Annotated in this window: 20 protein-coding genes and 1 pseudogene; 12 read left to right on the top strand and 9 right to left on the bottom strand. The window is 69.2% G+C overall.

The genetic code is table 11. The features are described from left to right. Positions 1–94: 94 nt before the first annotated feature. Entirely contained in the window at positions 95–2,098 is a 2,004-nt protein-coding gene (locus NS220_RS12565; protein ID WP_081323161.1) for a polysaccharide biosynthesis tyrosine autokinase, read from the top strand. Between the two features lie 63 nt (positions 2,099–2,161). On the opposite strand, the gene NS220_RS12560 is transcribed toward NS220_RS12565, so the two are convergent. Continuing rightward, positions 2,162–3,634 (bottom strand): sugar transferase, encoded by a 1,473-nt coding sequence (locus NS220_RS12560; protein ID WP_058624390.1) that lies wholly within the window; start codon positions 3,632–3,634, stop codon positions 2,162–2,164. Positions 3,635–3,985: 351 nt separating this feature from the next. On the opposite strand from NS220_RS12560, the gene NS220_RS12555 reads away from it, so the two are divergent. The 3 genes from NS220_RS12555 (at position 3,986) to NS220_RS12545 (ending at position 5,544) form a co-directional block, all read left to right on the top strand. Beyond that, entirely contained in the window at positions 3,986–4,261 is a 276-nt protein-coding gene (locus tag NS220_RS12555) for a helix-turn-helix transcriptional regulator (protein WP_058624393.1), read from the top strand. Between the two features lie 90 nt (positions 4,262–4,351). Next, entirely contained in the window at positions 4,352–4,705 is a 354-nt protein-coding gene (locus tag NS220_RS20815; RefSeq protein WP_058624389.1) for a DUF6907 domain-containing protein, read from the top strand. A gap of 164 nt (positions 4,706–4,869) precedes the next feature. After that, positions 4,870–5,544, top strand: coding sequence for an arsenate reductase/protein-tyrosine-phosphatase family protein (locus tag NS220_RS12545; RefSeq protein ID WP_058624388.1), 675 nt, complete (start codon positions 4,870–4,872; stop codon positions 5,542–5,544). A gap of 147 nt (positions 5,545–5,691) precedes the next feature. Here NS220_RS12545 and NS220_RS20175 read toward each other — a convergent pair whose 3' ends face one another. The 4 genes from NS220_RS20175 to NS220_RS12530 form a co-directional block, all read right to left on the bottom strand. Continuing rightward, the gene (locus tag NS220_RS20175) at positions 5,692–5,829 is read right to left on the bottom strand and encodes a hypothetical protein (protein ID WP_193755361.1); all 138 of its coding nucleotides are present in this window, start codon (positions 5,827–5,829) and stop codon (positions 5,692–5,694) included. A 109-nt stretch (positions 5,830–5,938) separates the two neighbouring features. Then, positions 5,939–7,933: an ABC1 kinase family protein gene (locus NS220_RS12540; RefSeq protein WP_058624387.1), complete on the bottom strand. Its 1,995-nt coding sequence runs from the start codon at positions 7,931–7,933 to the stop codon at positions 5,939–5,941. A 318-nt stretch (positions 7,934–8,251) separates the two neighbouring features. After that, positions 8,252–9,577, bottom strand: a complete 1,326-nt coding sequence (locus NS220_RS12535; RefSeq protein WP_058624386.1) for a UDP-glucose dehydrogenase family protein — start codon at positions 9,575–9,577, stop codon at positions 8,252–8,254. Positions 9,578–9,650: 73 nt separating this feature from the next. Continuing rightward, positions 9,651–11,210, bottom strand: coding sequence for a sugar transferase (locus NS220_RS12530; protein ID WP_193755360.1), 1,560 nt, complete (start codon positions 11,208–11,210; stop codon positions 9,651–9,653). A gap of 240 nt (positions 11,211–11,450) precedes the next feature. Here NS220_RS12530 and NS220_RS20790 point away from each other — a divergent pair. Then, positions 11,451–11,906: pseudogene (locus NS220_RS20790) on the top strand (PIG-L family deacetylase); the annotation flags it as partial. A gap of 217 nt (positions 11,907–12,123) precedes the next feature. Continuing rightward, positions 12,124–12,516 (top strand): hypothetical protein, encoded by a 393-nt coding sequence (locus tag NS220_RS20590; RefSeq protein ID WP_058624384.1) that lies wholly within the window; start codon positions 12,124–12,126, stop codon positions 12,514–12,516. 15 nt (positions 12,517–12,531) lie between these two features. Here NS220_RS20590 and NS220_RS12515 read toward each other — a convergent pair whose 3' ends face one another. Continuing rightward, the gene (locus NS220_RS12515) at positions 12,532–12,813 is read right to left on the bottom strand and encodes a hypothetical protein (RefSeq protein ID WP_058624383.1); all 282 of its coding nucleotides are present in this window, start codon (positions 12,811–12,813) and stop codon (positions 12,532–12,534) included. Between the two features lie 304 nt (positions 12,814–13,117). Here NS220_RS12515 and NS220_RS12510 point away from each other — a divergent pair, with 304 nt between their 5' ends. Continuing rightward, positions 13,118–14,107 (top strand): PIG-L family deacetylase, encoded by a 990-nt coding sequence (locus NS220_RS12510; protein WP_206543022.1) that lies wholly within the window; start codon positions 13,118–13,120, stop codon positions 14,105–14,107. Positions 14,108–14,273: 166 nt separating this feature from the next. Here NS220_RS12510 and NS220_RS12505 read toward each other — a convergent pair whose 3' ends face one another. The 3 genes from NS220_RS12505 to NS220_RS12495 are packed head-to-tail and all read right to left on the bottom strand — an operon-like array spanning position 14,274 to position 15,765. Next, positions 14,274–14,693 (bottom strand): organic hydroperoxide resistance protein, encoded by a 420-nt coding sequence (locus NS220_RS12505; RefSeq protein WP_058595173.1) that lies wholly within the window; start codon positions 14,691–14,693, stop codon positions 14,274–14,276. A 39-nt stretch (positions 14,694–14,732) separates the two neighbouring features. Continuing rightward, a complete protein-coding gene (locus NS220_RS12500; protein WP_058624381.1) occupies positions 14,733–15,227 on the bottom strand; it encodes a MarR family winged helix-turn-helix transcriptional regulator in 495 nt (164 codons plus the stop codon). A gap of 49 nt (positions 15,228–15,276) precedes the next feature. After that, entirely contained in the window at positions 15,277–15,765 is a 489-nt protein-coding gene (locus NS220_RS12495) for a PepSY domain-containing protein (RefSeq protein ID WP_058624380.1), read from the bottom strand. A gap of 142 nt (positions 15,766–15,907) precedes the next feature. On the opposite strand from NS220_RS12495, the gene NS220_RS12490 reads away from it, so the two are divergent. The 5 genes from NS220_RS12490 (at position 15,908) to glmM (ending at position 20,214) form a co-directional block, all read left to right on the top strand. After that, positions 15,908–16,744 (top strand): alpha/beta fold hydrolase, encoded by an 837-nt coding sequence (locus NS220_RS12490; protein WP_058624379.1) that lies wholly within the window; start codon positions 15,908–15,910, stop codon positions 16,742–16,744. Between the two features lie 201 nt (positions 16,745–16,945). Next, the gene (locus NS220_RS12485; protein ID WP_153004273.1) at positions 16,946–17,713 is read left to right on the top strand and encodes a CPBP family intramembrane glutamic endopeptidase; all 768 of its coding nucleotides are present in this window, start codon (positions 16,946–16,948) and stop codon (positions 17,711–17,713) included. Positions 17,714–17,902: 189 nt separating this feature from the next. Next, complete coding sequence (gene rplM / locus NS220_RS12480) at positions 17,903–18,349, top strand: 50S ribosomal protein L13 (protein ID WP_058624377.1); 447 nt, start codon at positions 17,903–17,905, stop codon at positions 18,347–18,349. A gap of 24 nt (positions 18,350–18,373) precedes the next feature. Beyond that, a complete protein-coding gene (rpsI, locus tag NS220_RS12475; RefSeq protein WP_013583923.1) occupies positions 18,374–18,844 on the top strand; it encodes a 30S ribosomal protein S9 in 471 nt (156 codons plus the stop codon). 14 nt (positions 18,845–18,858) lie between these two features. Next, complete coding sequence (gene glmM / locus NS220_RS12470; RefSeq protein WP_058624376.1) at positions 18,859–20,214, top strand: phosphoglucosamine mutase; 1,356 nt, start codon at positions 18,859–18,861, stop codon at positions 20,212–20,214. Positions 20,215–20,294: the final 80 nt, after the last annotated feature.

Genomic DNA, 20,294 nt, shown 5'->3' with positions numbered 1-20,294 from the left:
TTTGTTTGTTTTTTTAATGAGACGGCATCCGCCGAGATCTACACGCGTAAGATCGTCGGCAGCGTCAGATTTGTAGAAGAGAGGGGAGGGTGGGGTGTCCAGGTCGATCAGCATCGGGTGTCTCCAACTCAGTGACCGTCGCCCCTTCCCTCAGGCGGAGGGAGAGCGAGTCGGTCATTCATGCGACGGACGCGCACTGACGATCATTGAGCCGCCGCGCGGGGAACACCGGCCCGCAGGGGGCTCTTTCATCCCTGGCGTCATCCCCTCGTCACCCTTTCGGCATCACACTCTCTTCCCTTGTCGGACCCGAAAAGGAAGCCTTCGCCCGCCCGAACGGCGATGGACGTGTCACGGGGCACGGAGACGGTGTGCCTATGCTGCGTCCGGCTCGGCGGCTCGTCGCCGGCCGCGCGAAAGGCGGACACGAGTGGACATACAACGGGTGGTTCGCGTACTGCGGGCCTACTGGAAGGCGATCATCGCCCTGACCGTGGTCGGGGGTCTAGCCGGACTGGGGTGGAGTGCACTTCAGCCGCGGGTGTACACCGCGGACGCGAGCGGGTACGTCGCGGCGGTGTCGTCGGACAACTCGACGGGGGCGGCCCTCGCCGGCGACCAGTTGGCGCTGTCGAAGGTCAAGTCCTTCATCGATATGGGGTACTGGCGCAGCGTCGCGGAAGCGGCCAAGCAGGAACTGGGCCTGGAGGACAGCCCGGAATCGCTCGTTCAGCGCATCCAGGTGTCCAACCCGGTGGACACCGTCAACGTACGGGTGGATGCCTCCGGGCCGACGCCGGAGTCCGCCCGAGATCTCGCCGAAGCCTGGATTCGAGGGATGACCAAGCAGGTGGACGGCCTGGACAATGCGGGGTCGGGTCAGGGCGCGGTGCGCCTGGTCGCCGGGGACTCCGCTCGACTGCCCACGTCCCCGTCGTCTCCGAACGTGCGTTTGAACGTGGCGCTCGGCACGATGGCCGGTGCGGTCCTGGGTGTCGTCTTCGCGCTTGTGAGGCGCGCGTTCGACCGCCGTCTGCGTTCGGTACGCGACATCACCGAGGCGGTGGACACCTCCGTCGTCGGTGTGCTGCCGGTCGACAAGGACCTCGCCTCCGGGCGCGCGGTGTTCTCGTTCGACGACATCAAGGACGGCCGAGGATCGTTCGCCCACAAGGAAGCGATGCGCGAACTGCGCACGAATCTGCAGTACGTCGACGTCGACCACCCGGCGAAGGTCATCGTGATCACCAGTCCGCTGCCCGGCGACGGCAAGTCGACCACGGCCGCGAACCTCGCGGTCAGCATCGCGGCCACCGGTCAGGCGGTCATCCTCGTCGACGCGGACATGCGCCGCCCGGTGCTGGGCGGAATGTTCGGTTTCTCGGACGACGTGGGCTTGTCGGACGTTCTCGCGGGGCGTGCCCAGATCGAACAGGTCGCCCATCAGGTCGATGAGAACGGCCGACTCTTCGTCGTCGCTGCGGGACGCACCCCGCCCAACCCGACGGAGATGGTGGGCTCGCAGCGCATGCAGCAGCTGGCCCGGAAACTGGCCGACGACATGATCGTCATCGTGGACTCGCCGCCCACTCTCGCGGTCGCCGATGCGGCCGTGATCGCGAGCTGGGCCGATGGCGCGGTCCTCGTGGTCACGGCGGGACGGACCACGGACGACATGCTCGTGCGTGCATCGGACAACCTCGGCAAGACGCGCGGTCGACTGCTCGGGGTGGTCTTGAACCGCGTCCCCCTCCGCGGTGTCGACTCCAGCTACTACGGATCGCAGTACGCCGGCTACTACGGCTACGGGGCAGCGAGGAGCACCCCGCGATCCTGGTGGCGGCGCGGGTGGTTCGGCAGCGCGAAAGGTCAGTCCGCCGACGACACCGACACCGCGGCGCTCCCGGGTCCGCGACGCCATTCGACCCTTCCGCCCGACAACGTGAGCGGATTGCGGACCCTTTCGCAGAGGATGAGCGTGGCGGCCCGATCGGGTGAGGCAGGAGGCGAAGCGCGCACGGGGTCCTCGATGGCGACGAAGCTCGCGGCCCCCGCGCAGGATGCTCCGGCCGGAGCGCGGCGGCGACGTCGCTCCTGATCGCGAAAGGAAGAGAGAAAGGGCGCCGATCCTCGGATCGGCGCCCTTTCTCTCTCTTCGGGATCAGTGCGCGGTCGCCCCGGGGGCGATCACCGCCTTGAAGGTGCGCGCCAGGATGACGATGTCACCGACCAGGGACCAGTTCTCGACGTAGAACAGGTCGAGCCGGATGGCGTCGTCCCATGCGAGTGCCGAGCGCCCGCTGACCTGCCAGAGACCGCTCATGCCGGGCCGGACGATGAGGCGTCGGCGGGCGTCGTCGTCGTAGAACGCGACCTCTGCGTCGCGCTGGGGCCTCGGTCCGACCAGGCTCATGTGTCCGCTCAGCACGTTGAACAACTGTGGCAGCTCGTCGAGCGAGTACTTGCGCAGCCATCGCCCGACACCGGTCACACGGGGATCGTTCTCGACCTTGAAGAGAGGCGTGCCTTCTCGGCCCTGCTCGGCGAGCAGCTCGTGCAGGCGTGCGTCCGCGCCGTCGATCATCGAACGGAACTTGAGCATCCCGAAATGGGAGCCCCCTTGGCCGACGCGCTCCTGGCGGTAGAGAACGGGGCCCGGGCTCGACATCCGCACCAGCGCGGCCAACGTCAGCAGGACAGGGGAGAGGAGCAGGATGAGCGTCGCCGCCCCGACGATGTCGAAGGCGCGCTTGAGCACCTTCTGCGTCGTGGAGTACTGGGGCGTCTCGATGTGGACGAGGGGGAGCCCCGCGACCGGGCGTGTGTGGATACGCGGTCCCGCGACATCGGCGAGGTTGACGGCGACGATGAGGTGCTGGCGTCCGGGTTCGAGGATCCAGCCGATGCGTCTGATGTCCTGCGGCTGCAGGTGCGAGCCTCCTGTGACGAGGACGCTGTCGGCCTGCAGGTCGTCGAGGCGCTCCCGCAGGCGGTGGGAGTGGCGATCCGTCCACCCTCCGGCGACCGCCTCCGCCGTCAGTGCGTGCACTCCGACGACCGTGAAGCCCACGCCGGGTTGACGAGCCAGCTCGGAGGCGACCCGCTCGTTCTCCTGCTCCCCACCCAACAACACCACGCGTGTCGCCATGGACCCTTTGCGTCTTTGCGCGACCAGCCAGGCGCGGCACGCGATCCGTGCTCCGAGGAGGACGGCGGTGCCGGCGGGCAGGCTCAGCAGGAAGTAGCCCCGGGACAGATCGACGCCGCCGAGGTAGGCGCCGATCGCCACGAGGCCGAAGAGTTGCAGTGACGCCCCGAGGATCCGCCGGTGCTCGGTGATGCCCTGCCCGAGGACACGGGGATGCCGGCTCCCGCTGAGCGTGAGCGCGAGAAGCCATGCGCCGGACAGGAGAACCGACACGGTCGTGTAGCTCACCGGTGCCGAGCTGACCTCCGTCGGATGCGGCCCCAGCCACAGCACCTGCGCTCCGAACACCGACGCCAGCACGACGATGGTGTCGACGACGGAGAGGATCCGCGCGTAGCGCCGCTCCCACGGCGTACTCGACGCGCGCGCGACCGGACGCGGCGCCGAGGGGGATGGTGAACTCAAGGTTGAGACGGCGAGGTTCATGAATGCTCCGCTATCGGTGCCCGAGAGCCGTGAAGGGGGCCGCCGCCGGGGCACGACACGTGCGGCGGGCGTCGGAACTGTGCCATCTGGCTCGTGGGCCGACGGCACGGTCAGCCGCTTCACCCGCGCGGGTGAAGCGGTCTCGCGAGGTTCCCGGCTCGGCCCGTCTGCCCGTGCGGCTCGGAGGCTGCGAGTCCCGCGGCGCAGGCACGTCTGTCTTGATCCCCCGTGCTCTCACCCACCACCCGTGATCCCTCACCTTTTGGCGAGCGGAGCGTTCCCGAACGGTCAGGAGAGATGATGCATGTAAACATGTTCATGTGCGCGTTGCTCTCAGATCAAGCTGGGACGATGACGGACGCGCCCGATCCCTGGAACGACTTCGCGCAAGAGCTGGGAAAGCGGCTTCTCCGCGCGCGTGCGCAGCGAGGCCTCTCGCAGGAGCACGTCGCGCACGCTGCCGGTCTGGCGACGTTCACGTATCGCAAGCTCGAGAAGGGCGAATCGAACCCGGGCACTCCGGCCAACCCCCGTCTCAAGACCCTGGTGGCGCTCGCCGAGGTCCTTGAGATGTCCCTTGAGGAGTTGATCCCCGCGCGTCCGGGGGGCGTGGCCCCCGGACGCTGAGCTCGATGTCGGAGGGTCGTGGTTCACTCAGTGCGTGCCCACCGATGATGGGGCCGCCGGGAGGGCGGTCCTGCGAGAGAGGTGTCAGGCATGAATCGGATTCCGGCGAAACATCGCCCGCAGGTCGCACGATGCGCGTTCGCGTGGTGCACGACTGAGCACGGCGAGACGGTGCATCCCGACGACGAGATCCACCGGAGCGCCGGTACGGGTTTCGTGGCACGAGTTCGTGACGGTCGCCGCGCCGGTGCCGGGGTCTCGACCCATCTCGAGGTGGGGCTCATCCGCCGCGCCGACGACGACGAGTCGTGGATCGCCCTCGAGTTCGGCGGCGGGTACGCGGTCGAACTCGATGCGGCCGCGGCGCGGACCCTCGGCCGACTGCTCCGCGAAGCTCCGGAAACCGCGGCGGCACTCGACCGCCCTGAGGAGGGTGACGGCTGAGGGGCGCCCCGTCTCGGGCGTCGAGAACGGCCTGATGGCGGTCACGCTCCCGCGTGTTCACCCCGGAAGGTCCGCCGTCGCGGGGAGTGGTCGAGGACGAGGGGGCGTGGCCATCTGCGTTTTACTGTGCGGGCGTGGTTCTGCCGCGCGGGAGGAGTCATGTGATGTCGTCAGACCGTTTGCCGACCACGCCTCACATCATCGTGGTGTGCACGGCGAACGCCATTCGATCCCCGTTCGTCGAGAACCTCCTGCGCACGCGCCTGGCGGGGCGGGGTGTCCAGGGGATCGAGCTCGAGAGCGCCGGTACGGCGGCTCGTCCCGGTCACCCCGCGGAAGAGGGCGCGAGGACCCTCGCACACGCCTACGGTTTCTCTCTCGACACGCACCGCACGCGCCTTCTGAGCGAGCGGATGCTCAGCATGCGCACGACGATCCTGTGCGCAGAACGAGCGCACCGACGAACCGTCCTGGGGATGCGCCCCGACCTGGTGGGAGGCGTCTTCACGATCCGCGAGTTCGCGCGGCTCCTCGACGCCTCCCACCCAACCGTCGCCCTCGACACGTGGCCGACGATTCTCTCGAAGGTCGCGAGCGCACGCCGCAGTGATCGGCACGTCTCGCAGAGTGAGGACGACATCATCGACCCGATCGGTCAGGATGCCTCCGTCTGGGCGGAGTTCGAGCAGCATGCCGCGAGCGCCGTCGAGGTGATCGTCGGGGCGGTGTCGGGGCTCGCGTCTCCCGCGCCCGGCAGGGGTGTTCACGCCGCGCCGATGACCCGCCGAGAGTATCGAGCGGCGGCGACCCGCGTCGGCGCTCCGCGGGCGCATCCCTGACGCGTCCTCCACCCGCGAGTTCCGGAGGCTTCGCTCTGGCTCGTCTGTCTTCGCGCGGAATCCGCGCGTGCCTCGGATACGACGGCGAGTCGGAGTCGAGGCACGCGCGCGAGGGGAACGGGTTCCGACGCGGCGCCCGTCGACGAGCTACAGGCTGCGCGAGACGAGGGACGGCACACGACCGTCTTCCGTCTCGGAGCGCGCGATCATCCGGCCGAGACCGATACCGGCCGCGAGCGAGATGACGATCCAGGCGAGCAAGGCAACCAGGAAAGCGACGACCATGGGACTTCTCCTTTGGAGTCCGGGTGGTGCAACAACAGGTGACTGCTGCTCACAGTAGCGGCGCCCGCACCCGCCGTGGTGCATCGGCGCGAGGAAGATCGGCGATTCTTCAGCCTCGACGGCTGAACGTCCGTCGCACGATGCGCAGGAGCCCGAGGAACCCGAACAGCCCGATCACCGCGCCGAGGACCGCGAAGAGGGTGACGGATCCGCCGAGGACGGGTCCTCCCCCGGAGATGATGAGCACCACCGCGATCACCACCGCGGCGATCGACACCAGCGTCGATGCGGCCTCCGCCGTGACGCGATTCAGGATGCCACCGGCATCCGACCCGTCCTTCGAGCGGAGCGTGACCCCGATCGACCCCTTCTCGATTCCGGTCAGGAGGGCCTCGAGACGGCGCGGGGCCCTCTGGATGCGCGCCATCGAGATGACCGCTCCGGCCTGCAGATCGGTGGCCAATCGTTTGACCGACAGCGTCCGCCGAAGGAGTGCGGGCATCAAGGGCAGCGCGCGCCCGACCATGTCGAAATCGTCGACGATCACGCGCAGGCACCCCTCGAGGGTCGCGAAGCTCCGAAACGCGGAGGCGAGTTCGCCGGGCAGGGCGATCCGGTGCTGACGGATGACGTCGACCATCCGCGTGAAGATCGATCCCTGGCCGTCGGTGCGCAAGTGCTCCGTCGTGAGCACGATGCCGACGTCGTGCCGGAACGCTTCGAGGTCCACATCCTCGGGGGCATCGACGATGATGAGCAGCGCGTCGGTGGCGGCCACGTCGTTCTCGCCCAGCGCTGCCAGGAGGAGGGCTGTCAGGTGCTCGCGTCGACTGCGTTCGATGATGCCCACCGCGCCGAAGTCGATGAGTCCGAGGGTGCCGTCCTCTTTCAGGAGGACATTGCCGGGGTGCAGGTCGGCGTGGAAGACGCCGTACACCAGGATCTGCTCGATGACCGTCGACATCAGGACCTGGGCCAGGCGATCGCGCTGTTCGGCGCCCAGGGCGGCCAGACGCTCTCCCGAGTCGCTCAGCGCCGCCCCGTCGACGAGCTCCATCGTGAGCACTCGCGGGCCGGAGGCACTTGGGAAGACGTGCGGGACGGAGACGAGACCGCGACGCTCGGGCTCCGCCTTGTCGATCCGTTGAAGCGTGGAGCGGATCATCTCCGTATTGCGCGCTTCGATACGGTAATCGAGCTCCTCGAGGAGAGTCGCGGTGAACCCGCGCGCCACCGATTCGATGCGGAGGTCCCGGCCCACTCGCGTGCGCGCTTCTGCGCGATGAGCGAGACGCCCGATGATGTCGGCATCCGCCTCCACCTGGGCCCGGGCCGCGGGGCGCTGCACTTTCACGACGACGTCGGTCCCGTCGAGCAGTCGCGCCCGGTGGACCTGAGCCACGGACGCCGCCGCGAGGGGGGCGCGATCCACCTCGGCGTACACCTCGTCGATCGAGGTGCCCAGATCGCTCTCGATGACCTCGCGCACGGTCTCCCACGGCAGCGTCGTCGCCTTCGTCTGCAGGCTCGACAGGGCGCTGAGATACGGTTCCGGGATCAGGTCGCGTCGGGTGGAGAGGACCTGCCCCAGCTTGACGAAGCTGACGCCGGCGTCGTTGATCGTCGCGACGATAGCGTGAGCGCGTTCTTCGGCCGTGCTCAACTCCTGCTCGACGCGCGCCCGCCCGCCGTGGAACAGCCAGCCCACGCCGTGCCGTGAAGCGATCGCGAGGATCTCCAGATAGCGACGCGTACGCTTTCGCTGCCGAAGCGCGGCCCGCACGAGGTCGATCGGATTGGGCAGGGGGCGAGTGGGAAAGATCGCCTCGCTCGCCACCAGAGCCGCCACCCCGAGCGCGAAGACCCACGCGATGGCGAGGGCGACGAGGGCCAACCAGAGGCCGGCTGCGCTCTCGGGTTCCGGCGACGTTCCCGTCTGGCGGAGCACCCAATCGGCGAAGGGGACGCCGAGGAAGAAGACCAGCAGGCCGATGATGATGCTGCGTGGCCATCCGACCGCCGTCCCCAGGATGCGGCGGGCGACGAAGCCCACCAGCACCGCCGAGACGATGGCGGCGATGGAGATGAGGAGGCTGACGAGCACGGGGTCAGCGTAGCCGTCGCATCACGAGATGCGGAGATTCGCGCAGCTCGGGCACCTCCAGTGCGCGGAGCGACCGGCGCCCTGTTCGGCCATCGGCCGGAGGCAGGACTCGCAGCGAGGAGAGAAGCCGAGGTCGCTGTCGTCGGCCGGGAGGCCGGAAAGAAGGGGAGAGGGGAGGGGGGAGAGCATGGGATGTCCTTCGGGGTCGGAGGGCATTCTTACATGCGCACGCGGAGGGTGGGTGCGGCTGTCCACAGGGTGACCCCGCGAGAACCTCAGACGCCCCGGCGGAGCCGGGGCGTCTGAGGAGAGTTTTGATCAGGGGCGACCCATGCCGTGGTAGGTCCACCCGGCGGCACGCCACGCCGCGGCGTCGAGGCAGTTACGGCCGTCGATGACGATGTGACCCCGCGTCAGCGTCGCCGCGTGCGCGGGATCGAGCTGGTGACGATACTCGTCCCATTCGGTCACGACGATCACGGCATCCGCGTCCTGCAGGGCTTCGTCGCGGTCGTGCACGTACGTGAGCTGCGGGTGGACGCGCTGGGCGTTCTCGATCGCGGCGGGATCGGTCAAGGTGACGTCGGCGCCGAGGCCGTGCAGCCGGACCGCCACATCGAGAGCGGGCGAGTCGCGGATGTCGTCGCTGTGGGGCTTGAACGCCGCACCCAGAACCGTGACCTTCTTCTGGAAGACCGATCCTCCCAGGGCCTCGCTCGTCATCTCGACGGCGCGGTCGCGCCGGCGAAGGTTGATGGCGTCGATCTCGCGGAGGAACGCGACGGATTCGCCACGGCCGAGCTCTTCGGCACGAGCCGAGAACGCGCGGATGTCCTTCGGAAGGCAGCCGCCGCCGAAGCCGATGCCCGCGCCGAGGAAGCGACGCCCGATGCGCGCGTCGTGCCCGATCGCGTCGGCCAGGGTCGTCACGTCGGCGCCGGTGACCTCGGCGATCTCGGCGATCGCGTTGATGAAGCTGATCTTCGTCGCGAGGAAGGCGTTCGCGGAGACCTTCACGAGTTCCGCCGTGGCGTAGTCGGTGACGATGAACGGCGTGCCCTTGGTGATCGAGGGGTGGTAGACCTCACGCAGGATCTGCGCCGCCCGCTCGCCCTCGGCAGTCGCAGCACCCTCGGAGAAGGGGACACCGGCCACGAGGCGATCGGGGTCGATGGTGTCCTGAACGGCCCAGCCCTCGCGGAGGAATTCCGGGTTCCACACCAGCGTCGCGCCCGTCTCGGACACCCGCGGGGCGAGCGTCGCCGCGGTGCCCACCGGCACGGTGGACTTGCCCGCGACCAGGTCGCCCTCGGACAGGTACGGGAGCAGGCCGTCGACAGCGGCATTGACGTAGGTGAGGTCGGCGGCGTAACCGCCCGCCTGCTGCGGTGTTCCCACGCCGATGAAATGGACCTTCGCGCCCTGCGCCGCAGACATGTCGGTCGTGAAGGAGAGGCGGCCCGACGCGATGCCCTCGGTCAGGATCTCCTGCAGGCCGGGCTCGAAGAACGGCGCTTCCCCCTTGCTCAGCGCGGTGATCTTGCGCTCATCGACATCGATGCCCACGACCTCATGGCCGATGGAGGCCATCGCCGCCGCATGCACCGCACCCAGGTAACCGCACCCCACTACAGACAAACGCACGATGGAAGCCTTTCAGATTTTTGTCGACGCGACACGGAGACACCCGGTCGCGGACCCGCAGACCGCGGGGATTTCACGCGGCGGTATCGCCCGGCACCAGGGCGGCGCGAGCGGTCTTGCCGAGAATGACGAAGTCGCCCAGGAGCGTCCAGTTCTCCACGTAAGACAGGTCCAGGCGCACCGACTCCTCCCAGGACAGCGACGACCGGCCACTGACCTGCCACAATCCGGTGATGCCGGGCTTGGCGAGGAAGCGCCGGTGCACGTGATCCGCGTACTGGGCCACCTCGGACGGCAGGGGCGGACGGGGGCCGACGAGCGACATGGACCCGCCGATGACATTGAACAGCTGGGGGAGTTCATCCAGGCTGAACTTGCGCATCACCCGGCCGATGGGGGTCACGCGGGGGTCGTTCTTCATCTTGAACAGGACCTCGTTGCCCGAGTCGCGCTGCTGTTCGGCGAGATCGTGGAGCAGCTCCTCGGCGTTGACGACCATCGAACGGAACTTGATCATCGTGAACTCGGTGCCGTGGAACCCGATGCGCGTCTGTCGGAAGAAGATGGGGCCGCTGCTGGACAGGCGGACGGTGACGGCGAGGAACGCGAGCAGCGGGCTCAGCAGGATCACGCCGGCGATGCTCGCGAGAAGGTCGACCGTGCGCTTGAGGAACACCTGCCCCCGCGAGAACCGGGGGGTCTCCACGTGGATGAGGGGGAGGCCCGCGACCGGTCGGGTGTGCAGGCGCGGCCCGGCGATGTCGATGATGCTGGGGGCGAGGACGAGGTGCTGGCGTCCCGCCTCGAGACTCCACGAGATCTCCTTCACCTTGTCGGCGGGGAGCTCGTCGGCGCTCGTGACGGCCACGGTGTCCGCTCCGGTGGCGGACAGCGCGCGGGAGACGTCACCGACGTGTCCCATCACGGGGATGGTCGTCCCGGGGATGACATCGGCGATCTTGCCGTTGGGGACGCAGGCGCCGACGACCCGGTATCCGGCGCTCGGGGTACGGGCGAATTCCCGCGCCAACTGGGTGACCGAGGTCAGCGAGCCGACGAGAAGGACGTTGGCCGAGTACTTCCCGTGTGAGCGCTGGACGATCAGCCACTGACGCCAGAGCCAACGCGTGAAGATGAGGACGACGATGCCGGCGGGAAGAGAGATGAGGAGGTATCCGCGCGCGACGTCGATCTGCGTCAGGAAGGCGAGGATCGCCACGGCGCCGAAGACGCGGAAGCTTGAGTCCACGATCCGCACGTACTCCTGCGAGCCGGTACCGATCACGCGATCGCTGCGGGAATCGACGAAGGAGAGCGCCCACATCCAGGCGATGATGAGCAGCGCCGAGAAGATCCAGTACGACAGGTCGGTGATGCGACCGTCCTTGCTGGCGGCGACGGCGACATTGCCGGTTCCGAACCACACCAGCTGCGTGCCGTAGACGACCCACACGAGGGCGGCCAGGTCGGTGAGGAAGAGATTGCGGCGGTAGCGCAGGCGCCACCTGTCGCGAGGGTGGCGGGCGACCGAGGTCGGCGTCCTCGGCGCGGGGCTGTCCACGACGGGGGTGTACTCCCCGGCGTCGTCGGCCTGCGACGTCGATGTCGCGTCGACTCTCAGGTCAGACGTCACAATTCGTAGGCCTCTCCCCAAGGTGCCTGGAAATGGTTTTCTCCCCGCTGACGATAACAGGCGGATCTAACCCAGTGAATCACCCGCGGGTGAACGCGATGTTTCTGGAACCCGCCCGTGCCGCTTCGCGAGCGGCGCAGGCCGGTGCTCCTCCACGCTCGGCGCGACGTGTCGCTACACTCGGGCACCGGATGACCGGATGTCCTGCTCGCGGGGCACAACGGCCGGAAGGACCACCCGATGTCGCGTTCTCAGACGCGTTCTTCTCGCGCCCGGCACCGGCGCCGGATCGCCCTTCTCGTCGCCGTCGCTGCGGTCGTCGTGGTCGCGGGGGCGGCCGTCGCGATCCCTCTCGCCTTCAGCCGTGCCGACGGACCCGAGCCGGCGGTCGCGCTGTCGTCGTCACCTCGCACCGAGCCGTCGCATCCGACTCCCACCTCTACACCGAGCGCGACCCCCACACCGAAGCCGAGTTCGCCGGTGGCGCAGGCCTGCCCGGGCGGGGACACGGTTCTGACGGTCTGGGCTCATCCGGACGACGACATCATCTTCGCGAATCCGACGATCTCGGAGGCGATCGCTGCGGGCGAATGCGTCCGCACCGTCTTCCTCACCGCCGGCGATGCGGGGCGAGGCCTGGACTACACGCATGCGCGAGAACTCGGCATCCTGCGCGCGTACGACGTGATGCGCGCGAAGGACGGGCTGTGGGATGAGAGCGTCATCACGCTCGACAGCGGGATGCGCGTCGACCGCCTGACGCCCCAGGGCGACGGGCGGGTCTCGGTTCTCTTCGTCCGGCTTCCGGACGGGAACATCACCGACGGCGGCTTCGCGGCCACGGGGTACGCCACGATGAGCAAGCTGCTCGACGGGGATCGCTTCCCTCGCGCCGATCGACGGCGGCCCCGCCGTGAGCGCCGCGCAGCTCTCGGCGAGTCTGACGGAGTTCGCCGAGGCGTTCCGTCCTGCCCGAACGCTCACCCACATCCCCCGCGGGAGCGCCTTCGCCCCGGGAGACCACCCGGACCATTCGGTGGTCGGGACCCTCGTGCGCGACGCGGTCGGTCCCATCGCCGGTGTCGGGCCTGGCCTGCGCTACTTCGTCGGGTACCCCTCGGAGGATCTGCCGCGAAACGTCGAGGGAGCGACCCTCGATGCCAAGGTCGAGACGTATCGCGTCTACACGCAGCAGGACGACGTCATCCGCTGCGCCGACCGGGACGCCTGCCTGAACACGCGCAAGTTCGGCGAATGGCTCCGTCGGTCCTATCCGAAGAGCGAGGCGGAGCTTCAGATGCCGTGACCGTGCGGCACCGGGTCAGTCGCGTGAGCGCAAGAGCCGAACGGCGACGTCGTGGCATCCTTCCGGCGAGGGGAGACCGTAGTCGACCTCGATGACGGTTCGCAGATCGGCTGCGAGCTCCTCGGGGGCAGGCTCGGATGCCAGCGCCTCGAGGATCGGCACGATCAGATCGTCGTACTCGTCGGCGGGCCATCCGTCCCCGATGTCGCGGACCCCGATCGGGTCCCACTCCCAGAGGACCGCGCGGATGCGCAGAGCGGCAGGGGACAGAGACCGCGGCGGTGAGGACGTCTGCATTCCGCGAGTGTGGCCACGTTGTCTCGGTGTCGGCTGAGCGTTGCCCATGCGGCAGGTGAGCAGGTGTTCGCGACGTCCCCGCTGAACGGGGAAGATGCGCCGCGGCTCAGCGGATGCCTCACCGAGCCGCGATAGCGTCGAGGCCGGAAGACGAAGAACCGCACCGGTTCCCCGAACACGTGACCGGTGCGGAGAGGAAGAAGAGGACGGACCGGCCGTGGGCAGAGACGACGAATCCGCGCCCGGCGCGGCGGCGAGCGCGGGGGCCGACGAATCCGCCCGTGAACGAGCGCGTCGGGTGCGCGTGACACGGCGCGGGCTCCTGATCGGCGGTCTGGCGGTCGTCGGTCTCGGCGCGGGCGCTCTCGTGTACCGCAACATCCGTCGGAGCGCCGGTCCTGTCGGGACCTGGGTCTCGCTGTCCCCGATCCCGGCGGCATCCGTTCCTTCGCCGCTGCCGCCTTCGCCGGCCGCGGAGGCTCCCGGGGCCGAAACGGGGATGGCCGTGTGGGCCCATGCGGATGACGACATCATCTTCGCCAACCCCGCCCTGTCGGAAGCGATCGGGGCCGGTCACACCGTCCGCGCCGTCTTCATCACCGCGGGGGACGCGGGAAAGGGCGCTGACTACGCGCGTCAGCGCGAAGCGGGAATCCGTGCCGCGTACGACGAGATGCGGGCCAGCACCGCGCCCTGGCAGGAGCAGCAGATCACTCTGCTCAGCGGGGCGTCCGTCACGCGGTTCGTCGCATCCGACGAGCCGCGCCTGTCATTGACGTTCCTGCGTCTGCCGGACGGAGGGCTGGATGCCGAGGGCTTCGCCGCCACGGGCAACGCGGGGCTCACACAGCTCATCAACGGCTCGGCGGCGACCCTGACCTCGGTGGACGGTTCCACCGTCTACGACCTCGACCGGCTCTCGGCGACGATCGTCGAGCTCATCGGGGCCGCTCAGCCGACGCACGTGACGACCAACGTTCCCCACGAGAGCGCCTTCGCCCACGGAGACCATCCCGACCACTCGTGCGTCGGGTCGCTCGTGCGGGCCCTCGCCCCGCAAGCGGGCATCGGCCCCGAGGCGGTGACGTACTACGTGGGCTATCCCTCGCAGGATGAGCCCGCCAACGTCGAGGGCGCGGTCCTCGACACCAAGGTGCACATCTACGAGACCTACGCCGCCGATGATCCGGTGGTGACCTGCGCCGATGCGGCCGCCTGTCTCTCGCAGCGCGGGTTCGGGGAGTGGCTGCGTCGCTCCTACCCCAAGGGCGAGTCGGAGCTCCGGCTGAGCTGAGCACGCTCGCGGGCCATGACGGCGGATTTGCGCGGTCGCGCCGCAGCATCGTGACGCCGCCCGCGGGAGCGTGACGCCGGGTCGGGAGTCCTCGCTCCACCGTGTCGACACTCGAGCGGGAAGCGGGTGGGGACGTCGGTGACGGGCGTCCCCACCCGGAGGGGCGTCAGTCGTCCGAGACGGTGACCGTGACGTCGATGTTGCCGCGCGTGGCGTTGGAGTACGGGCACACCTGGTGCGCCGCGTCGGCGAGCTGCTGAGCGAGCTCGTGCTCGATGCCCGGGAGCACGACCTCGAGGAGCACGGCGAGCTGGTAGCCGCCCTGTCCGTTCGGGCCGATCTGCACACGGCCACCCACCGAGGAGTCCTCGATCTTGACCTTCTGTGCGCGCGCGACGGAGTGCAGGGCGCTGTGGAAGCACGCCGCGTAGCCGGCGGCGAAGAGCTGCTCGGGGTTGGTGCCCTGGCCCGAGCCGCCGAGCTCCTTCGGGGGAGCGACTTCGAGGTCGATGTACTCGCCGGCCGAGACGTGGCCGAGTCGGCCCTGGCCGGTGGACAGTGCCTCAGCGGTGTAGAGAACGTCCATGGTGTGTTCCTTTCTGGGGACGTGCGGGAGGGGGGAGGTTCACGGGGCGTCGAGCGCCGCAGGAGCGCGGGTGGCGCGCTCGGCGGCGAGGACGTCCCCGGGGTGATCGCGGAGATCGCGCATTGCGGCGGTCAACTGGTGCAGGGCGTCGATCAAAGCGCGCGCGCTGTCGGCGTCCTCGATCCCGGACCCCTGCGCGATGCATCGCGGCACATGGGCCAGCTCGGTGCGCAGCTCGTGGCCGCGCGGGGTGAGGGAGACCGTGACCACGCGCTCATCGCGTTCGTCGCGCGCCCGCGTGACATAGCCCGCGGCCTGCAGTCGCGTGAGCATCGGCGACAGGGTTCCCGAGTCGAGCTGGAGTGCCTCGCCCAGGCTGCCCACCGTCTGCTCTCCGTCATTCCACAGCGTGACGAGCGCGATGTACTGCGGATACGTGAGATTCCAGGGCTCGAGCAAGACGCGATAGGCCTGGGTCGTCGTGCGGTTCGCGGCGTAGAGGGCGAAGCAGACGAGGGCGTCGACGGCGGGCATGGGAAAAGGATTGCACACAATTGAATTGTGCACAATTCAATCGGGGGAGTCACTTCGACGGTGCCACGACGCTTCCGTCGGCCAGCGAGATGGAGATGTCGGACCCCGCGTCGAAGGACACCTGCCACACAGCCCTGCCGCTCGCGTGCTCGATCTCCACCTCTTCGACGCCGCTGTCGCCGTGCGCCGCGACGGCGGTCCGCACCGCATCGGCCATCGTCGTCGCCGCGCTCTCGAGGGCGGTGCGGTCGCCGGCGTCGAGGCTCTCGGCATCGCCTCGCGAGAGGACCTGCCCACCATCCGGGCTGATCCGCAGATCCACGGCGCGCCCGTTCGCGACGACGCGGATCTCCCACGTGCCGTCGCCCTCGCGCTCGAGCTCGAAGGCGCGTCCGCCGGCGTCGGACTCGGCGCGCACGACGGCCGAGACGACCGTCTCCGAGGTTCCCGAGCTCGTCGCGGGGGAGGCACAGCTCGTGAGCCCGAGAGCGACAGGTGCGGCCGTGAGGATCGCGAACGGAAGACGAAGAGATGCCATGCCGCGAGGTTAGTGACCGGCTCGCTGCGCACGTCCGGCGTTGCGCTCGCGCCGAAGTTCGTGTTCGTGTGCAGGGCTACCAACTCGTCGGCATGACGTCAACCGTCCCCTTCCGTCCAGATTCGGGTCGAACCATGTCGTCATGAGCGAGATCACTGCACACCACGGACTCTTGACCGACATCGACCTGCACGTCGACGACACCGGCGGCGCGGGTCGTCCCGTGGTCCTCATCCACGGCTGGCCCCTATCGGGGGAGTCCTGGGCCCACCAGGTTCCGGCGCTCGAGGAGGCCGGCTACCGCGTCGTGTCCTACGACCGCCGCGGCTTCGGTCGGAGCGACAAGCCCCGCACGGGATACGACTACGACACGTTCGCGGACGACCTCGAGGCGGTTCTGACCGCGCTGGATCTGCGCGACGCGACTCTCGTCGGATTCTCGATGGGAGGCGGCGAGGTCGCCCGCTATCTCACGCGGCACGGTGCCGACCGCGTGCACAGCGTCGTCTTCGCCGCGGCGGTGCCGCCGTATCTCGCGAAGACCGACGACAACCCCGAGGGCCCGCTCGACGACGAGACCGCTGACGGCATGAAGCAGGGGCTGAAGGACGACGAGAAGGCGTTCTACCACCAGTTCACGACGGACTTCTTCTCGGTCGACGGCACGCTCGTCGTGTCCGAGGCGGACCGTGCCGAGGCGGAGCGGCTCGCCAACCAGGCCGACCACCATGCGGCACTGAAGGCGATGGAGGCGTTCGCCACCACGGACTTCCGCGACGATCTGCCGAACGTCACCGTCCCCACGCTCGTCATCCACGGCGACAGCGACACGACGGTTCCCCTCGAGGGATCGGGTGCGCGCACGCACGCCGCGATCGCGGGCAGCGAGTTGCACGTCGTCGCCGGCGCTCCGCACGGTGTCAACGTCAGCCACGTCGACGAGTTCAACCGCGTACTCATCGACTTCCTGCGACGCTGAGTCGTCTTCGCGCCCGGGTGTCGGAGCCGGGCGCGAAGCGCGGTCGCTCCCCGCGGAGGCGACCGCATGCCGTTCGCGAAGTCGCGGGGTGAGCTGAGCGCACCGTCCGGGCGAGGCGATGGGTGGGCGCAGATCGGCCCCGGCCCGTGGGGCGCTCGCGGCGCGACTCTGCTGCCCCGAGCGACCCCTACGGTGGCGCGTATGCGCGTGCCCGATGTCGTCGCCGTCGACGCCCCTCCGTCGCGACGCCGGCGCCAGAGCCGGAATCGGCCCTGGCGGGAAGGGGGCGCGAGCACGGCACGATGGGGCGCGGACCTCCTCGGCGGGGCGATGGTCGCCACGGGCTCCGGTGCCCTGGGGGCGCGAGCCGCCTCCGTCTTGCTTCCCCCCGGCGACGCCCCCGCGGCGGCGCAGGCCGTGATCTGGGTGTCCTTCGCGGCGCCGATCGTGGTGGCGTGGAGCCGGTCGCGCCCGCGGGGTCTCCTGCGGTTCCGTGCGCTCGATCTCCTGTACGGCGTCGTCTTCGGGGTCATCCTGCGCCTGTGTCAGGGAGCGCTCGCGGAACGCGAGATGGGGCCCGCCCCCTGGCCCTCGACGCCCTCCTTTCCCGGTTCCCTGCCGGATGGGTTCCTCGGCGACGTCATCGCCGGCGTCGTCGTCGCCCCCGTGCTCGAGGAGCTGTTCTTCCGAGGGGTCGTGCTCGTCTGCGTGTACACCGTCGTGCGCCGCTGGTCGGGACGTGTGTCGGGTGCCGTTGCGGCGACGGCGATCTCGAGCGCTCTCTTCGTCGGCGCGCACCTCCTCGCGGCACCGGTTCCGGCCCCCGATGTGTGGACGCTCACGCTGGTCGGCATCGTGACGGCCGCGCTCGTGCTCGGCACCGGCAGGATAGGAGCGGCCCTCACGACACACGTCGTCTTCAACGCCACCGGGTTCGCCCTCGTCGCCGTCGGGACCCTCTGGGGCTGACGGAACGGGCTGCGTTTGGTCTCGGCATCCGAATGACGTAGTCTTGATCTTTGGTGCCTGCCTCTCTGCGAGCAGGTTGCCCGAACGTGAGCCCTCCACCGGCCCTGTTCCCCCGGTCTTCGACACGGGAACGGACCACCGGAGCGGGATTCACGAACTCCTCCGTTCGATCAAGAAAGCAGCACTACTGTGACGCGCACTTTCACCCCCAAGGCCGCTGAGGTCACGCGCGAGTGGGTCGTTATCGACGCCACCGACGTCGTCCTCGGCCGTCTCGCCTCGCACGCGGCGGTCCTCCTCCGCGGCAAGCACAAGGCCACCTTCGCCAACCACATCGACTCCGGCGACTTCGTCATCGTGATCAACGCCGAAAAGGTGGCGCTCACGGGTCAGAAGCTCTCGCAGAAGAAGGCGTACCGCCACTCGGGCTTCCCGGGCGGCCTCAAGTCCGTCACCTACGACGAACTCCTCGAGAAGAACCCCGTCCGCGCGGTCGAGAAGGCCATCCGCGGCATGCTGCCCAAGAACAGCCTCGGCGCGGCGCAGCTCAAGAAGCTCAAGGTCTACCGCGGCGCCGAGCACCCCCACGGTGCCCAGCAGCCCACGGCATACACCTTCGACCAGGTCGCCCAGTAAGCGCCGCCGGATAAGGACGAAACAGTGTCGAACATCGACTCCAGCAACTACAGCACCGAGACGCCGGCCGAGCAGTCCGTCGTCGCGACCGAGCGCCCCGTGCTCTCGGTTCCCGGCGCAGCCGTCGGCCGCCGCAAGCAGGCCATCGCCCGCGTGCGCCTGGTTCCCGGCTCGGGCACGATCACGGTCAACGGCCGCACGATCGAGGACTACTTCCCGAACAAGCTGCACCAGCAGCTGATCAACGACCCGTTCACGGTGCTCGAGCTCGCGGGCTCGTACGACGTGATCGCGCGCATCTCCGGTGGCGGCCCCTCGGGTCAGGCCGGCGCGCTCCGTCTGGGCATCGCCCGTGCGCTCAACGAGATCGACGCCGAGAACAACCGCCCGACCCTCAAGAAGGCCGGCTTCCTCTCGCGCGACGCTCGCGTCAAGGAGCGCAAGAAGGCCGGTCTCAAGAAGGCCCGCAAGGCGCCTCAGTACTCCAAGCGCTGAGTTCGACGCTCCGGATGCCTCTCTTCGGCACGGACGGGGTGCGGGGGCTGGCCAACGGCCTCCTCACCGCCGAACTCGCGCTGCACCTGGCCCAGGCGACTGCTGTCGTCCTGGGCCAGGGCCGTTCCGCGGAGGCGCGGAAGGCCGAAGGCCGCCGCCTCACCGCTGTCGTCGCGCGCGACCCGCGGGTCTCGGGGGAGTTCCTCTCGGCCGCGGTCGCCGCGGGCCTGGCCTCGTCGGGGGTCGACGTCCTCGATGCGGGCGTCATCCCCACCCCCGCGACCGCTTTCCTCATCGCCGACCGTGACGCCGACTTCGGCGTGATGGTGTCGGCGTCGCACAACCCCGCCCCCGACAACGGGATCAAGATCTTCGCCCGTGGTGGCACCAAGCTCCCCGACATCGTCGAGCAGCGCATCGAGCGCGCGCTCGAGGGGGAGCGTCTGCAGCCCACCGGGGCCGGTGTCGGGCGCATCCGCCGCTTCGCCGACGCCGAAGACCGCTACGTGCTGCACCTGCTCGGCTCGCTGCCGCACCGGCTCGACGGCATCCACGTCGTGCTCGACTGCGCGCACGGCGCGGCCGCCGGGGTTTCCCCCGAGACGTTCAAGGACGCGGGCGCGACGGTCACCGTGATCGGCGCCGACCCCGACGGCCTGAACATCAACGACGGCGTGGGCTCGACCCATCTGGACGTGCTCGCCGAAACCGTCGTGCGCCTCGGAGCCGACGTCGGTATCGCCCACGACGGGGATGCCGACCGGTGCCTCGCCGTGGACGCACAGGGCAACGTCGTCGACGGCGACCAGATCATGGCGATCCTCGCGGTCGCGATGAAGGAACGGGGAACGCTCGTCGACGACACGCTCGTGGCCACCGTCATGAGCAACCTGGGTCTTCATCGTGCGATGCAGGCCCACGGCATCCGGGTCCTCCAGACCGGGGTGGGCGACCGTTACGTGCTCGAGGCCATGAACGAGGGTGGATACTCCCTCGGCGGCGAGCAGTCGGGGCACGTCATCATGAGCGACTTCGCCACGACCGGAGACGGGCTGTTGACCGGGCTCCACGTCGTCGCCGAGATGGCACGGCAGGGGAAGACACTCGCCGAGCTCGCATCTCTGATGACCGTCTACCCACAGGTGCTCGTCAACGTGCGCGGCGTCGACCGGGACGGCGTCGCCGACGAGGTCGTCCAGCGCGAGGTCGCGGCATCCACCGCGGAACTCGGCGACTCCGGGCGCGTCCTGCTGCGTGCGTCGGGCACCGAGCCGCTCGTGCGCGTGATGGTGGAGGCGGCGTCGGAGGACGTCGCCCGCGCTCACGCGGACCGGCTCGCCGAGGTCGTCCGGGAGCGTCTGGCGCTGTAGCGCCCGGCCCCCTCGACGGGGCTCAGGAACCTCGGCGTCGGGTGGCGGGGCACTGCGGTGCCCGGTCCCTTCGACGGGCT

Origin of the sequence: Microbacterium testaceum (genome assembly GCF_001476655.1) — a bacterium.
GTDB lineage: Bacteria > Actinomycetota > Actinomycetes > Actinomycetales > Microbacteriaceae > Microbacterium > Microbacterium testaceum_C.
Note: the sequence above shows the minus strand (reverse complement) of the source record. Positions and strands in the feature narration are given on the sequence as shown.

What these genes read in the sequence shown, in the direction of transcription:
- NS220_RS12560 (WP_058624390.1), bottom strand. Translation starts at nt 3,634, where the DNA reads ATGAACCTCGCCGTCTCAACCTTGAGTTCACCATCCCCCTCGGCGCCG.
- NS220_RS12555 (WP_058624393.1), top strand. Translation starts at nt 3,986, where the DNA reads ATGACGGACGCGCCCGATCCCTGGAACGACTTCGCGCAAGAGCTGGGA.
- NS220_RS20815 (WP_058624389.1), top strand. Translation starts at nt 4,352, where the DNA reads ATGAATCGGATTCCGGCGAAACATCGCCCGCAGGTCGCACGATGCGCG.
- NS220_RS12545 (WP_058624388.1), top strand. Translation starts at nt 4,870, where the DNA reads ATGTCGTCAGACCGTTTGCCGACCACGCCTCACATCATCGTGGTGTGC.
- NS220_RS20175 (WP_193755361.1), bottom strand. Translation starts at nt 5,829, where the DNA reads ATGGTCGTCGCTTTCCTGGTTGCCTTGCTCGCCTGGATCGTCATCTCG.
- NS220_RS12515 (WP_058624383.1), bottom strand. Translation starts at nt 12,813, where the DNA reads ATGCAGACGTCCTCACCGCCGCGGTCTCTGTCCCCTGCCGCTCTGCGC.
- NS220_RS12505 (WP_058595173.1), bottom strand. Translation starts at nt 14,693, where the DNA reads ATGGACGTTCTCTACACCGCTGAGGCACTGTCCACCGGCCAGGGCCGA.
- NS220_RS12500 (WP_058624381.1), bottom strand. Translation starts at nt 15,227, where the DNA reads ATGCCCGCCGTCGACGCCCTCGTCTGCTTCGCCCTCTACGCCGCGAAC.
- NS220_RS12495 (WP_058624380.1), bottom strand. Translation starts at nt 15,765, where the DNA reads ATGGCATCTCTTCGTCTTCCGTTCGCGATCCTCACGGCCGCACCTGTC.
- NS220_RS12490 (WP_058624379.1), top strand. Translation starts at nt 15,908, where the DNA reads ATGAGCGAGATCACTGCACACCACGGACTCTTGACCGACATCGACCTG.
- NS220_RS12485 (WP_153004273.1), top strand. Translation starts at nt 16,946, where the DNA reads ATGCGCGTGCCCGATGTCGTCGCCGTCGACGCCCCTCCGTCGCGACGC.
- glmM (WP_058624376.1), top strand. Translation starts at nt 18,859, where the DNA reads ATGCCTCTCTTCGGCACGGACGGGGTGCGGGGGCTGGCCAACGGCCTC.